The organism is Melghirimyces algeriensis (assembly GCF_900182565.1).
In the GTDB taxonomy this organism is placed as follows: Bacteria; Bacillota; Bacilli; order Thermoactinomycetales; family DSM-45169; genus Melghirimyces; species Melghirimyces algeriensis.
Genome location: NZ_FXTI01000010.1, coordinates 37,565 through 52,963 on the forward strand (window position 1 = coordinate 37,565; position 15,399 = coordinate 52,963).

At 47.0% G+C, this 15,399-nt stretch carries 9 protein-coding genes; 6 read left to right on the forward strand and 3 right to left on the reverse strand.

Going from position 1 to position 15,399, the window contains the following annotated elements; all coding sequences use genetic code 11:
* Positions 1 to 23 precede the first annotated feature (23 nt).
* The 3 genes from FN782_RS13495 to FN782_RS13505 are packed head-to-tail and all read right to left on the reverse strand — an operon-like array spanning position 24 to position 2,920.
* Positions 24 to 845, reverse strand: a complete 822-nt coding sequence (locus FN782_RS13495) for an ABC transporter ATP-binding protein (protein WP_142506334.1) — start codon at positions 843 to 845, stop codon at positions 24 to 26.
* 21 nt (positions 846 to 866) lie between these two features.
* Entirely contained in the window at positions 867 to 1,922 is a 1,056-nt protein-coding gene (locus FN782_RS13500) for a FecCD family ABC transporter permease (protein ID WP_142506335.1), read from the reverse strand.
* Positions 1,919 to 2,920 (reverse strand): FecCD family ABC transporter permease, encoded by a 1,002-nt coding sequence (locus FN782_RS13505; RefSeq protein WP_246064957.1) that lies wholly within the window; start codon positions 2,918 to 2,920, stop codon positions 1,919 to 1,921. The genes FN782_RS13500 and FN782_RS13505 overlap by 4 nt, the downstream gene beginning before the upstream one ends.
* 211 nt (positions 2,921 to 3,131) lie before the next feature.
* Here FN782_RS13505 and FN782_RS13510 point away from each other — a divergent pair, with 211 nt between their 5' ends.
* The 6 genes from FN782_RS13510 (at position 3,132) to FN782_RS13530 (ending at position 15,332) form a co-directional block, all read left to right on the forward strand.
* The gene (locus FN782_RS13510; RefSeq protein WP_142506337.1) at positions 3,132 to 4,109 is read left to right on the forward strand and encodes an ABC transporter substrate-binding protein; all 978 of its coding nucleotides are present in this window, start codon (positions 3,132 to 3,134) and stop codon (positions 4,107 to 4,109) included.
* A 77-nt stretch (positions 4,110 to 4,186) separates the two neighbouring features.
* On the forward strand, positions 4,187 to 4,327 hold the full coding sequence (locus FN782_RS16945; RefSeq protein WP_185956311.1) for a hypothetical protein: 141 nt from the start codon (positions 4,187 to 4,189) through the stop codon (positions 4,325 to 4,327).
* Positions 4,328 to 4,466: 139 nt separating this feature from the next.
* The gene (locus FN782_RS13515) at positions 4,467 to 5,597 is read left to right on the forward strand and encodes a metallophosphoesterase family protein (RefSeq protein WP_185956312.1); all 1,131 of its coding nucleotides are present in this window, start codon (positions 4,467 to 4,469) and stop codon (positions 5,595 to 5,597) included.
* Positions 5,594 to 8,401 carry an AAA family ATPase gene (locus tag FN782_RS13520; protein ID WP_142506339.1) on the forward strand — a complete coding sequence of 936 codons (2,808 nt, stop codon included), beginning with the start codon at positions 5,594 to 5,596 and terminating at the stop codon, positions 8,399 to 8,401. The genes FN782_RS13515 and FN782_RS13520 overlap by 4 nt, the downstream gene beginning before the upstream one ends.
* Before the next feature lie 149 nt (positions 8,402 to 8,550).
* The gene (locus tag FN782_RS13525) at positions 8,551 to 11,808 is read left to right on the forward strand and encodes a PD-(D/E)XK nuclease family protein (protein ID WP_142506340.1); all 3,258 of its coding nucleotides are present in this window, start codon (positions 8,551 to 8,553) and stop codon (positions 11,806 to 11,808) included.
* On the forward strand, positions 11,805 to 15,332 hold the full coding sequence (locus FN782_RS13530; RefSeq protein ID WP_185956313.1) for a UvrD-helicase domain-containing protein: 3,528 nt from the start codon (positions 11,805 to 11,807) through the stop codon (positions 15,330 to 15,332). Before FN782_RS13525 ends, FN782_RS13530 begins: the two co-directional genes overlap by 4 nt.
* The last annotated feature ends 67 nt before the right edge of the window (positions 15,333 to 15,399 follow it).

Here is a 15,399-nt window from a genome sequence, read left to right on the forward strand (position 1 = left end):
ATCAAGAGATGGGTCTTTTAAGATTACAGTGCTGTTTGCTCCACTGCCGCCTGCAATAGGCATCGTCCTTTCCCGTAAGGGATACAATGAGGGGTTCCAAACAACGGATCTTTGGTGACTTGACATTCCATATTGAAAACATCTTTCACCAATTCGCAATTGACCACATCTTCCGGTCGCCCCTGCGCATAAACCGTTTGATCTTTCAATGCCACAATGTGATGTGCATAACGGCAAGTTAAATTTAAATCATGTAACACCATGACAATGGTCCGTTTTTCTGTTTCGTTTAACTCAAACAATAAATCCAAAATCTCAATTTGATAAGACATATCCAAGTAAGTGGTTGGCTCATCCAGAAGGATGATATCTGTTTCCTGTGCCAGGGTCATGGCAATCCAGGCTCGCTGTCGTTGTCCTCCAGACAATGAATCGACGGTTTTCTCTTGAAACGGAGTCATCCGCGTTACTTCCAGTGCGCGTTGAACCGCTTCCTCATCTTTTTTGGACCATTGCTTCAACCAGCTCTGGTGGGGGTATCGACCCTGTTTCACCAATTGCAGAACCGTTAATCCTTCCGGTGCTTCTGGAGACTGAGGAAGAATGGCCAGCTTTTTGGCAACCTCTTTGGTAGGAAGCTTGGCGATGGATTTGCCTTCTAAAATAACGGAGCCGTTATGGGGTTTCAAAAGGCGGGCCAGTGATTTTAACAAGGTCGATTTTCCGCAACCATTGCTTCCGACGAAAACCGTGACCTTTCCTTTAGGAATGGTCAAGTCCAACTCATTGATAACGATTTGCTCTCCGTAGGAGAGGGTTAATGATTTTGTATGCAAGGCATGCATAGATCATTCCACCTTCTATGTTTATGAGTTTCGGCTCTTATATAGCAGATAAATAAAGTAGGGAGCTCCAATGGATGCTGTAAACACCCCGGCAGGAACCTCAAGCGGCAAAAACAGTGTCCTGCCTGTCAAATCTGCCAGCATTACGAGTAAACCGCCGAGTAATGCTGATATGGGCAGGACGGCTCCAAAAGCGGAGCCAACCAGGCGCCGGGCCATGTGCGGGGCCATCAGACCTACAAAACCGATAACCCCTGAGAAGGAAACAGCACTTGCAATGAAAGCGGCGCTTAGCAGCAACAGAGCGAAACGGTTGATCTCCACACGACTTCCCATACCGGTTGCAATCTGATCTCCAAACTCCTGAAGATTGATGTTTCGAACCATGATCATGGTGATCATAAGAAGAATCATGACTGTTGGAACGAGGATATGCACTTGTTTCCAATCGGCGTCGTAAATACTTCCAGTGATCCAGACATTGGCTTGTGCGGCCTGATAGATCGGAGCTTTAATCATAAAAAGTGTCGTAAGTGATTGGGTTAACATGGATATTCCGATTCCAATCAATACGAGTCGAAAGGAAGAAGCTCCTTTTTGCCATGCCAGAAAATAAATCGCAAAGGTGGTGACCATCGCACCGATAAAAGCAGCGACTGGTAACCATTTCAAGCTAACCGTCAAGGAATGGTTGCTGTCTGAAAAAAGGGTCAAAAACAGAATAACTGCTACCGAAGCACCTCCGGTAATGCCAATCACATCCGGTGACGCCAAGGGGTTTCGAACCAAATTTTGCAGAATGGCACCTGCGACAGCGAGAGCGGCACCCACGAGCAGAGCTATAATAATCCGTGGCAATCGGAACGATTGAATCAGCAATTCATGCATGGGGTCACCAAAGCCCAAAATCGTCTGCAAGCTGTCAACAGGTCCGATAAACACTTCTCCTACACCTGTACTGATAATAAAAACGAAAAATGTCAGCAGTAGTAGAATCAGTGTGACAACGGCTGATTTTTTATCGATTAAAAAGGAGAGGGTATCCTTGCCCAATCGAAAGGAAATATATTTCTTCATGTCTTATGGAACCCCCTCCGCGCAATGGTGATAAAGAAAGGTGTTCCAATAACAGCAGTCATCACACCAACAGGTACCTCTTCGGGCATCACTACATAGCGGGCAGCGATATCTGCCAATACCAGCAGAATCCCTCCAAATACAGCACAGTACGGCAGAATCCATCGATAATCATTTCCAACAATATATCTGGCGATATGGGGAATCACAATTCCGATAAAACCGATGGGACCTGCCACTGCAACGGCTCCTCCTGCCAGAAAAATAACAGCGACCGAGGCAAAGAACTTCACTGTACCTGTGCGCAATCCTAAACTTTTGGCAACCTCTTCTCCCATCGTCAATACATTGATCTTGGGGGCCAATACAGCACACAAGAGGAAGGCAGTAATGATATACGGCAATACAGTGTACAGGGATTCCAACTTTCTCCCTTGAACGGAGCCTGCCAGCCAAAACAGCACTTCTTCCAGAGCTGCTTCATCGGTGACCAATATCCCCTGGGTCATCGATGAGAAAAGAGCGGCGATCGCGGCCCCTGTCAAGGTTAGCTTCATGGGGGAGAGTCCTTCCCGGCCAAATGAACCGATAAAATAAACAATAAAAGCAGATAGGCTTGCACCGAGTAAGGCGACCCATGTAAACCCCTGAATGCTGTTTATAGAGAAAAAGGAAATGGAAAGGACAATGAAAAAACCGGCTCCGGCATTGATTCCGAACAGACCTGGAGAGGCCAAAGGATTTTGGGTCAACGCTTGCATAATCGCCCCCGATACAGCCAACCCTGCCCCGACAATTGCTGCAATAATGGATCTGGACAGTCGGACATTCTGAATCACGATATGTTCATTGGAGCCATCAAAGTTGGTAAACGCATTCCATGCTGTTGCCCAGCTGGTATCCGTATAACCGTATACAATGCTAAGACACATGCTTACAAGAAGCGTAAGCAAGGATAAAAAAAAGATAAGTAGTTTGGAATGGTTTGACAGAATCAACGTTTCGTCTCTCCCAACCTGTAGACATCTCGCTGTATGGCTCTCTTTTGATTGTATCAAACACCGGTGATGTTGAAAATCATTTTCATTCAATTTACATAAAGTCATAAAGTGGTTGATTTAACCAGCTATTTTTTATATTGACAGTAAGAATGTCTTTATTCTAGGATAATAATTGATAATCATTTTCAATTGTGCGAGGGGTGCGCTTATGCTTTCAACTTCCAAAAAGGCGTTTTTGCTCTTAACCGCTGTTATATTGCTTATTACAACAGCTTGTGGCAATAGTCAGAATGCGGAGGAGACAGGGAAAAAAGGAGAAGCTTATACGGTGGAACATGCCATGGGCAAAACCGAAATTCCTCAATCTCCCAAACGAGTTGTTGTGTTAACGAATGAAGGAATTGAAGCGCTTTTATCGATGGGTGTGAAACCGGTCGGAGCTGTCAAAGCATTTACGGGAGATCCCTGGTATCATCATTTGGAAGATCAACTGAAAGGTGTCGAGGTTGTCGGAACGGAACTGGAAGTAAATGTGGAGAAGATCGCTGCACTTAAACCCGATTTGATTATTGGAAATAAACTCCGTCAGGAAGCCGTCTACGATAAACTGAATAAGATTGCCCCCACCGTGTTTTCGGAGACGTTGCGCGGGGATTGGCAGAAAAACTTCAAGTTATATGCCAAAGCGATCAATCGTGAGGAAAAGGGCAAGGAAGTTTTGAAGCACTATGAAGAACATGTTCAGGAAGTAAAACAATCATTGGGGGACAAAGCAAATCAGGAAGTATCTGTCGTTCGCTTTTTGCCTGGGGTAACCCGGATTTATTACACTGATTCCTTTACGGGTGTCATCTTTGATCAAATCGGATTTAAGCGTCCCAAACATCAGGAAAAACTCTTTAAAGAGGATAACAAGCTTGGAAAGCTAGCAGTGGAAGTGGACAAAGAAGTGATCCCTGAGATGGATGCAGATACAATCTTCTATTTCACATATGCTCCTGATGGTGATAAAAAGGCGATCAATCTGGAAAAAGAATGGACGCAAGATCCTTTATGGAAAAATTTGGATGCCGCAAAGAAAGGAAACGTTCATAAGGTAGATGATGTCATCTGGAATACGGCTGGGGGCGTCATTGCCGCCAATAAAATGCTGGATGAATTAGAAGAGATTATGACTGCCAAATAGTGAAGTGAACCCTGACCTCGGTCAGGGTTTTTGAGACTGCTGACAAGAAGAATAGTAGAAAAAGAGGGAGATTTTCGGTGGAGTATCCTTTTCCGACGACCCAGCGAAACCACCGGAGGTCCCAACCGTTTAGCGGATATTTTGTCCGCTGGTTGGGGCCGGTTGCTGGAGGAAAGAGATGCGGAAACGAAAACCTCCCTTTCTCCACTTTATCATAAACCTCGAAAAACCCTGGCTTCGGTCAGGGTTTTTATATTTAGATCATCACGTTCAGGAAGAGCTATGCAGGAAATCCGTTATATTTCCAGAAATGTTTTTACATAGATGAAAAAGATACAATTGATGAAGGAGGAACGTATGCAAGCGTTTCGTTTTATTCATACGGCGGACCTGCATTTGGATCAACCGATGAACAGCTGGAAAGACCCCGGATGTTTGGCGGAAAGGAGACGGGATTACCGTTTAACCTTTCAACGTATGGTGGATCTGGTTTTGGACCGAAAAGCAACCTTTTTCCTGATCGTCGGCGACTTTTTGGAACATGGATATGTGGATCGATCAACGATTGACTTTGTAATGGAAGAACTGAAAAGAATTCCGGATACATATGTTTTTGTGGCTCCTGGAAACCATGATCCCTATCGGACGGATTCCTGCTATCGAACCTTACAGTGGCCGGAGCATGTCCATTTTTTCTCGGAGATCTGGGAAAATCATTACTTTCCTGAATACGATCTCCGTTTGTATGGAAAGGGATTTGCAGATTTTGTGGAAAAGGAGAAAAGTTTGCCCACAGTATATAACAGTGGAGAACGCCGAATGATGGTAGCTCATGGCACGCTCATGGACAGCGAGAAAGAGACTGATTATTTTCCCATGGTTCGATCGGAATTGGCTGGACTGGAAATGGATTATGTGGCGCTTGGACATATACATCAGCCTTCTTTTCATCGTTTGGATAATGTTCGAAAAACCTGGATTCGCTATCCCGGTTCCCCGGAGGCCTTGAATTGGAAAGAGACAGGGGAGCGAACAGTAACGGTGGGGACGATGGATGAACAGGGTGTTCAATGGGAATCGGTGTCCATACAAAGTCGACGCCATGAAATCCGCACGATTGATGTTACGGGATGTGAAACCGACGGACAGGTGTCGGCGCGGATTATGCGTCAGATCCCAACCGAGGAGAAAAGCGATTGCATCTGTTTTCAATTGAAGGGATTCCGTCCGTCAGAAGTGGAATTTCGTCCGCAACATATCGTGGAGGAATTAAAAGCGGAAGGTTTTTTTTATGTGGAATGCATGGACAAAACGGAACCGGATCTTGACCTTGAGCAACTGAGAAAAGAAGGTGGTGTCCTGTCCGCTTTTATCCATCTGATGGAAAGAAAGATGAACCAAGCGGACTCTTTCAAGGAAAAAACCATGTTGGAAGCGGCTCTTTATCGGGGTGTGTCGCTTTTATTAAAAGAAGGGAATCATCGATGAGACTGTCAAGGGTCTATTTTCGGGGATTTGGGCGTTGGGTGGATCAGGCGTTTTCCCTGAAAAACGGAATCAACCTGATCGAGGCTCCCAACGAAGCAGGGAAGTCCACTCTGATTGATGGATTGTTTGCCTTGTTATATGGTGCAAAAAAAGAGAATAAGAAACAGCAAAAGAAAATGGATTGGTATGAAGACTATCTTCCTTGGCAGGGATCGGCTTATGGGGGTGAAGTGGATTTCTTTATTGGGGAAAAAGAGTACCGTTTAATCCGTTCTCTTACTTGGAAAAAAGATATAGAACAACTGATAGATGTGAAAACGGGTCGGGATTTAACGATGGATTTTCCCTTGGATAAACGGAAAGATCGGCAGTTTATTTACGGTTTGACCGGTTTTTCCCGCAATCTGTTTATCCAAACTACGTACTTTTCTTCCCGATTATTGGCAGATGATCAGGAGCTGGTGGAAAAGCTGCGCGAATTGATGGGGGAAAAGACATGGGTGAATCCGGTGTTGAACAGACTGGAGAAAGAGATCAACCAAATCGGTATCAAGACAGTGGGGAGTAAGGAATATGCCCAGGCTGTGCAGAAACGGGATCAGTTGCAACAGGAGATGGTGCAAAAACAGAGGGTTTATGAGAAACAGCAGCAAGCACGGAAGCAGTTAGCTGATCTGGAATATCAACAGAAAACGTTGGATGCTTCCAAAAAAGAGATAACAAGAGAAAAGCGGAAATGTCTGACCAAGAAGGAAGCAGCGCAAAAGCGCATCTCGATTCTCCGGGAGTTGAGCTATCTAAAAAATGATTGGAAACAGGGGGAAGAGATCCGGAAGAATCTGACTTCCATGCGGGAGAAGAGAGAAAAGTTGGTTCCCCCCGTTCTGCTTTCCGAAGAGGAAGCAGAGGAGGTAAGGGCTTTATTACAGCGCTGTCATCAATTGTCTGAAGAGGCTAAAGAGATAATAATAGGGATTGAGGAGACGAACCAGACGATTCATCAGTTAAAAAGCGAGAAGGAGTCATTCTTGGAACTGGACATCGAAAGTATTGTGTTACTGCGGAATCAATTGGAACGGGTGGAACAGATGGAGTCAGAGCTCCATATTCCGCATCAAAAGGTTGATGTTGATGAGATCAAGAGGATTCAAATGGATGGTCAAATGCTTCGCAGCCTGGAAAGGCAAAAGGAAGAGGCAGAGCGGAAAAGAGAGCGACTGGAACAAGAGAAGTGTTTGATTCAGGAACGGAAAGAGGCATTCATGGAGGCTCTGGACTCATCTGCATCGCGTTTTCTCCGGCTTCCGATCCTTCTGGGTGTATTCCTTACTGGATGCTTCCTATTTCTGTTTTTGTTGAAGCCGTGGTCGCTTGTGGGAGGGCTGCTTTTAGTTGGATGTTTGCTGGTTGCCTTCAGGGTGATCCGGGGGATGAGAGCGCAAAAAACGAAGCAAACACCCAATAATATAGATCATCTCCAGCAACAGCTGGAGGAGATTATTAAGGATATCCAAGCGGTTCAGATCGAAAAGGAAACGATTCGTGAAAAGGAAGAAGCCATTTTTAGACACTGGAATGTGGACTCAGCGGCTTCGTTGGGGGTCATGGCGACAGAAAAAGCGGCTGATTTGAAACAATGGGAACAAATTCAGAGCGAAGTGGCAGAGATTCAAAACCGGGCGCTTCCTTTTATGGATCGATTAAGAGATTTTGATTTATTCCGTTGGAAAGTGGAAATAAAGACGGTGGAACAGGAGGCAAAAGAGGCTCAGGAACAATTATATGTCTTGAGTATACGTTTGGAACATCTTAAAAAGCACAAGGATCAACTGGATGAGGACTGGAAGCGGCTTGAACGTGAAATGAACCGATGGAGGGAAACATTGACTGAAGATGTAGAGGTGTGGGAGGATTGGATTCAACGAAGCAGATCAGTGTACCGGTTGGATGAAAAAATAGAAGAATTGGTTCACCAGTCCAATGAATGGGAACAGAAACGACAAAATGAGGAATGGGACAAACGGCAAAATGATTTGCAGAACGAATTAAACGTGTTGGAGAGCCTGCTAAAAGAAGAGGATCTTGCTTTGGACCCTGAAACGTTGGAAGAGACTTATGCAAATCGCTTGAAAGAGTTGAGTGCCCAGATCCGTTATTTTGAAAGCAAACAGTATGAATTGGAAGGGAGGATCAATCGACTGAAAGGTGAGTTAAACCAATCCGGGGATCATTTTTTGGGAAATGTGAAAACGATGTTGCAAGAAGCCAGGAATCGGGTAGAAGAGTTGGAATGGGAACGGGAGGTGTTACAAGCGACCAAGGAAGGAATCCAAGAGGCAGCGCAACATGTGCAGGATAATATTGCGCCACTCCTTCACCCCTACACCTCTCGTTGCATTCGTGAGGTGACGAAAGGGCGGTATGGAGAGTTAAAAGTGGACCCATCGCAAGGATTTTCCCTGCGCGTTTTTGTGCCAGAGACCGGAGAGTCCAAGCCGGTGGAGCAATTGAGCAAGGGGACCATGGATCAAATGTTTTTTGCCTTGCGGTTGGCGCTGATCCGCTTTTTTTCGGATCATGGTTCGATCCGGTTGCCTCTCATCCTGGACGACAGCCTGATTCATTTTGATGAAAGCAGATTGCAAGAGTCGATCAATCTGCTTGGACAGATGGCTCAAGAACACCAGGTGATCCTCTGTACCTGCCAGGATCGGGAACGAAGAATACTGGAAGCAGAAGGGATTTCTTATACCGATGTTCTGTTTCAATCTGTACCACCAAAAGAACATGCGATAAAGGGATGATGGCGACATTTGATTTCTCGTAGGATTCTAAAACACCCACACAGGGGGTGTTTTTTTTCGGTGGAAGAGAGTGGTTTGCAGATTGCCACTCTTTCATCTGATATCATAATGGTGGATAGACTGAGAGATGATGATGTGGGGGGATTCGGTTGCCTGGAACGGTCTATTTACACTCGGTTTCCCATATGGAAGCCGGAATGTTTGATCAGCCTTGTCAAAGCGAACAGATTCCTTATGTGGTACCCAGTTCACGGCTGGTTCAGATATTGCAACGACGCTTTTATGGACAGGTAGGAAAGAGAAATACAACCCGTTTTTTCACTTTTGATCGGTTTGTTCGATGGCTATTGTCCTTGGACAAGGAAAGGTTGTTAACGCCCGTAACCCAGGAGTTGCTGGTTCAGCAGGCGGTTAGCCGAGTGGAGGAAAAGGAGGGTTTTCATTATTTTTCTGGAGTGATCACCCGTCCAGGATGGTTGAGACAGGTGGCAGGCACCATTGGAGAGATGAAACGCGCCGGAGTTCGTCCCGGTCGTTTGAAGCGTTTGTGGAAACATCATGGGGCAAAGTATGAGGAATTGGCCCGAATCTATGAAGCGTATCAGGAATTGTTGAACAAATACGGCTGGGTGGATCATGAAGAGCCCTATTTTCAGGTCTGTGATTCACTCCTGAAACAGAATGGAAAGGTATTGCTTCCAAAGGAAGTGATCATGGAGCAATTTTTTGATCTTACCTTTATGCAACAGGAAGTGTTGATACAGTTGGTGACGGCCGGGGTGGATGTAAACGTGCACCTGGCCTGGGATGAAAACCGCCCCCGCTTGTTTCAAGAGATTGGTCGGACGATTGAACGCTTGCGTCAAAGAGGATTTTACATTCAATACGTTACACCGCCAAAACACGGCCAAGCGAAGAAGGTGTTTCCTTTACTTCATTTGGAGCAGGCGGCCTTCTCCCCGCGACCGGATTCTGTAAAAGCGGAGGGGGCAGTGGAGGTGATTGCAGCAGCCAGTGTGACAAAAGAAGTGGAAGAAACGGTGGCCCGGTTAAAGGATTGGTTGCGGAAATCCAGAGCTGCTTTGACGGATGTGGCGTTGGTCGTGTCCGATCAGCAAACCTATGCCTTCCCCCTACTATCTGCGTTGGAAAAGGCCGGTATTCCCTGTGAGCAGGGAAAAACCTTATCTTTACGCTCCCATCCGCTGATGCAGACGCTCCTGGGAGCGTTGGCTCTGCGTCAAGGAAAGGAACATCTGCGTCCTGCACTGTTGGAAAGTCCCTATCTTCCCTGGGCGGGAGAAAGACAGGTGCAAAGTTGTTGGATTCGGGAATACCATCGGTTGGGAGAACCGAGGAAAGAGAAGGATCTGCTTGAGGGTTTCCAGCGGTTGCAGGGAGAACCCACTCTTACGGAAGAGGAACAGGAAGGGTTACGCTCATTTTATCGTTGGGTGGAGGGGGTTTCCTCAAAAGCCCGATGGAAAGAGTGGGTTGACTGGTTTCCCAAATGGGCAGAAGTGTTAAGGCAGGAAGGTGAATGGGTATCCATGGCTCAGGATACAGACTTGCTGTCGGTGTTGGTTGGGGAGTTGGATGCATGGAAACAGATTTACAACATACTGGAGGAATGGAAAGCCATCTTTCATTCCACGGATGTGGGTGAACAGACTGTTCCCTTAGCTGCTTTTGTGGCTGCGTTGGAACAGGCGGTCCATCGAAAGGAGGTTCATCTGACTCAAGGCGAGCGGGGTGGAGTTCATCTCTTGGAACCCAATCAACTGGGAGGAAACCGTTATCGGGCTGTCTTTATGCTGGGGTGTGCTGAGGGTCAATGGCCCCGGCCGGTCCGGGAGGATTGGTTGATTCCCGACAGGGAACGGCTTCGTCTTCGCCAAGAGGAAATTGCTTTTGCTACCTCATCCGAGCTTCGAGCCCAAAAGTTGGCCCCTTTCTTTCATTCGGCCCGAACAGCAACCGAATTTCTGGTATTTTCTTACACAGCCATGACACAGGATGGAAAGGGAAAACTGCCATCCCCTTATCTGGATGAACTTCTGGAATTGTTTAATGATGACAGTGTCGTCCAAAGGCATTTTTCCCCCAGTGATCGGTTGCCGGAACGCTGGGAAGATTGTCTTTCCGTTTCGCATGCTGTGGAAAAGGCGGTGGACGTATTAAACCGATCATCTGAAGAGGGTTCAAACGTGGACCAAGCTTTGCAAGTGATCGGGAAATATCGTCGGGTACATACAATGGAGTTCCGGCGTTTGTGGGAACAGATTCAATCGGAACGGATTCGATGGGGAAAGAGGTATTCATCCTTTGACGGTGTGTTGGACCCTTCTCCGTTGCAACAGGAAGTAGGGCGTGCTCTCCAAAGAAGAGTGTGGAGTGCCACGTCATTGAATGATCTGGTTCAGTGCCGGTTTCATTTTATGGCGGAACAGATCTGGGGCGTATCCCTAAGAGAAGGTCGGGAAAAAGGCCTGTCGTCATCGGAACGCGGAAGGATATTTCATCGGGTGTTGTGTCGTTTCTGGGATCGGTACCGGGTTCATTCGTTTGATCCGGATCAGGAAGAGAATCACCGGGAACACCTCCTTTACGTCATCGAGCGGGTGTTTGCCGAGGTGGCAGAGGAAGGCGGTTGGAAACAACGTGATCCTCTTCGGATGCGTATCGAAAAGAATCGTCTTCAAAAACAATTGCTCAATATGTTGGAGCATGAGATTGCCTGGAGAAAAAAAGCCAAGGTGAAGTGGACTCCACGCTATCTGGAATGGGCTTTTGGTATGAATATCGACCCAATCGAAATGCACAGAGGGGAGATGGACCCGGAGACCCGAACATCGCCAACGGAAGTGCAACTGTCTGCCGACATCCGTCTTCGGTTGCGTGGTAGAGTGGATCGGGTGGATATGGATGATGAAGGAAACTATGTGATCTATGACTATAAATCGGGTAGCGCTCCCCGTGCAAAAGAGATCCAGGCAGGGGATCAGCTGCAACTGCCACTCTATCTTTGGGCGCTGCAAAAAGAGATGGGGCTCTTACCGGAGAAAGCGGCGGGAGCCGCCTATTATACGACTGGAACCAATAAAGGAAACGGGAGTCCACCCACCGATAACCGGAATCAGGGAATGTGGCGGAAAGCGTTGGCAAAGAAAGTGGGAATCAGCTCTCAAGGTGGAGGTTTGTTAGACGAAGAAGCATGGGACGCTGTTCAAGAAGAAATCGGGCAACGGATTCAATCAGAGTTGCAAAAGGCACGTCAGGGAAATTTCGCTGTGGCTCCCGCACGGGAATGCCCTCCGTTTTGTCCGCATCGCTCGATTTGCCGGATCGATCGGTTGCGCATGGCGAGGAAAGAACGGTTGGAAGAAGAAGGAGAGGAAAGCGAGTGAAACAGGAGTCGGTCTGTTTAACACCAGCCCAGAGGGAGGCCGTTCAATCATTGGATGCGGATTGTATTGTTTCTGCCGGGGCTGGCTCCGGAAAAACAAGAGTGTTGGTGGAACGGTTTCTGCATATACTGGACCGTTTTGGTGATGACCCTGAATTGACAGAAAAAATGGTTGCTATTACCTTTACGGAAAAAGCGGCGACAGAGATGAAAGACCGTGTGCGAAAAGGAATGAAGGAACGCCTGAGGCATGCACGGAGACAGAAGAATGTAGTTGAGGAACAACGTTGGTATCGGATGTTGACCGAATCAGAGCGGATTCGTATCACGACGATCCACTCCTTTTGCACACGACTGTTGCAGGACTATCCTATAGAAGCGGGTGTGGAGCCTGGATTTTCCGTAATGAATGAGGTGGAGGCGCAACTGTTGCTGAAAGAGTCAGTGGAAGCCTCCCTGTCTCCGATGATGGACTGTCCGGGGGCAAATTACCTGGAGCAATGGATGACCTCGCGGTCGTTTGAACGTTGCATATCCACACTGACGGATGTCTACTCGATGATGGTTGGAAATGGTTGGAGGCCGGAGGATTTGGCTCGCCGGACAAGCGATCACCTGTCAATGGTAACCCGTCAGTTGGAAGACAAGTGGCGGTCCGGAAAAGATTCATTGCTGTTGGCTTCTGCCCCCTTGATGGATGTCAACGGCGGAAAGAAGGTAACGGAATTTCAATCCGCGTGGCCAGATTTAAAACGGGAAATTGTTTCAGCCGGAGACCCAAAAGCGCTTCTGCCCATTCTGGAAGAGGCAAATCACTTGTTGAAGGGAAACTGGGGAAGAAAAGAGGAAATTGTAAGCCTTCGCCATCGCATGAAGGAGCATTTGGAACACATGCTGGAAGTGACACAGGGGTTGTTGCTATTGCCGACGGAACAAAAAATGACTGAGGGAATCTGTTGTCTGTTGGAGATGGTTGACCGACGCTTTGCTCAAGCAAAACAAGAGCGTTCCATGCTGGATTTTGACGATTTGCAAACCAGGGCAGTCCGTCTGTTACGGGAGCATCCGGATGTATTAAACCGGGAAAGAGATCGGATTCAGTACTTGATGGTGGATGAATATCAGGATACCAATGATGCCCAAAAACAATTGGTGGATCTTCTCTGTGAACCTCATGCCTGTCCTGGGAAATTATTTGTCGTCGGGGACCCCAAACAGTCGATTTATCGATTTCGAGGAGCGGAGGTAAACGTTTTCGGTCAAACCCGGAAAGAGATTTTGTCAAGGGACGGTCGGGAAGTGGTTTTGGTGGATAATTTCCGCTCCGACGTTTATCTGGTGGATTTTGTCAATGGTCTGTTCAGCCGGCTTATGTCCCAGGATAGGAATTCTCCCAATTATTATCAGGAAACAATCGCTCGACAGGATTCTACAGGGGAAGGACGAGTGGAGTTTTTTTCTGTTCCGGATCAAAAAGCCTGTCCGAATGGAAAAGATCCGCGGATGATTGAAGCAGCAGGGATTGCTAGGCGGATTCGACAGCTGATCGACGAAGGGACTCCACCAGGTGAGATTGCCGTTTTGTTTCAGGCTATGACTCATATCAAAAAATATGAACAAGAACTGGTTCGCCAAGGGATTCCTTTTTATGTGGTGAAAGGACGAGGGTTTTACGATCGGCAGGAAGTGATGGATGTCCTGCATTACCTTCGGTTTTTGGCAGATCCGGAAGATGCGTTGGCATTGACGGGTGTATTGCGTTCTCCATTTTGCGGGGTCTCCGACGAGACTATTTTGGCTTTAACACGGGAAAAAGATTGGATGAAATCTCTGGAATGTTGGATGGACATACGGGAGATCTCTGAGAGGGAACGCGTAAAATTGAAAGGTTTTATGGCTCACTTGGCCAAAGTGAGACAATGGCTGGGTCGGATTTCAGTGGCTGAATTGATCGAACATCTGCTGGAGGACAGCGGTTATCGTCAGGTTTTATGGGCGACTCCACAAGGAAAACAAGCTTGTGCCAATCTGGATAAACTGGTGAGTATGGCTCGTGATGAACAGATCCAGCCCGTATATTCCCTGAGATCTTTTCTTCAATCGGTGGAACAATGGCAAACCGTTCAGCAGGAAACAGAAGCGACGGTGGAGCCGGCGGAAGGAAACAGCGTGAAATTGATGACGATCCATCAGGCTAAAGGGCTGGAGTTTCCTGTCGTTTTTGTTCCGGATCTTTCCCGGTCGCCAAACCGAAGTGACTGTGATGTGTCTGTGGACCGGCAAGCCGGTTTGGTGGTTCGGCTACAGGGAATAACGGACACTTCCGGGGAATCTTACCGTTGGTTACGATGGCTGGAGAAAGAGAAGGAATTGGAACGGGAAGAATCGGTTCGCCTTTTTTATGTTGCTGCCACCCGTGCGAAAAGTCGTCTAATCCTGAGTGGACAGCCTTTGCAACACAAAAGGATAAAAAAAGGGGAAGGGATTTTCTCAGCTGCAACATGGAGTGAGTGGTTGGACGCTCTTTTCGGTTTTTGCAATATGCCTGAGGAAAATGGGGTCTGGGCGTTGGATGACAAAGGACTGGCGATGCATGTTTGGTTTTGGAAAGAAGAAGAGAGCATGTCCCCTTCTGTGGAGACCAGTTTGCTGGATCATTCGGAGTTTCCGGAATCCACTGTTTCCGACCCGGAATCTGAGGATATGAGTGTGGCAACCGCCCCGCGGGGTTGGATGCCGGAGGACCGGAAACCGATCAGTGTTAGTGATTTTATGCTTTTGGTTCACTGTCCACGTAAATACTTTTATGCCCGGATACTGGGACTCTTTTTTCCCGAACGCTTGATGGAGAGAGAGAGCACGGACCGTGAGAAGGAAGAGGGTATTAGTCTCTCTCCACAATTAAAGGGTGAGATCGTTCATAAAATGATTGAGAATATCTCTGAAGCTGCTGATGAAACAGAATTGGAAGACTTATTTTCTCAGGTTATGAACCGGTTTGGGATCTCAACGATAAGACGGGAAAGAGTGAAGACGGAGATCTTTTCCCACCTAAAAACCTATCGAAACAGCCGTCTCCATCAAAACCGGGAATTAAATTCCGAAATGAAAAAAGAAGCGCGATTTATTCATGAATGGGCCGGTTTGGAAATCGAAGGTGTGATTGATCGGCTTCATCGCACTTCTGATGGATCATGGGAACTGGTGGACTATAAAACAAACGATATTGAAGCTAGTCGGGTTATGGAGACTGCGAAGGAATACTTACCGCAACTTCAACTGTATGTGTTGGCGGCCAAGGAGGTATGGGGACTGGATGTAAGTCAGGCAACGCTGTTTTTTCTGAAACCGGATCAGGAATTTTCCTGGAAAGTGGATCAACAGTGGATACAACAGGCCAAAAAGAAACTGGTAGAAACGGCTGATCAACTCCGACAGGGAAAAGAGATTGGAGATTACCCTCCTGATCCCGGAAAACAGTGCCGTTATTGCCATTATCAACGTATATGTGAAGCATTCCAGTAAAGTAAACGATCTTTTGATAACAGTGATCTGGAAATTAGCAAACACGTTGCCCGGTACTTTGGTTTCC

What these genes read in the sequence shown, in the direction of transcription:
- FN782_RS13495 (WP_142506334.1), bottom strand. Translation starts at nt 845, where the DNA reads ATGCATGCCTTGCATACAAAATCATTAACCCTCTCCTACGGAGAGCAA.
- FN782_RS13500 (WP_142506335.1), bottom strand. Translation starts at nt 1,922, where the DNA reads ATGAAGAAATATATTTCCTTTCGATTGGGCAAGGATACCCTCTCCTTT.
- FN782_RS13510 (WP_142506337.1), top strand. Translation starts at nt 3,132, where the DNA reads ATGCTTTCAACTTCCAAAAAGGCGTTTTTGCTCTTAACCGCTGTTATA.
- FN782_RS13515 (WP_185956312.1), top strand. Translation starts at nt 4,467, where the DNA reads ATGCAAGCGTTTCGTTTTATTCATACGGCGGACCTGCATTTGGATCAA.
- FN782_RS13520 (WP_142506339.1), top strand. Translation starts at nt 5,594, where the DNA reads ATGAGACTGTCAAGGGTCTATTTTCGGGGATTTGGGCGTTGGGTGGAT.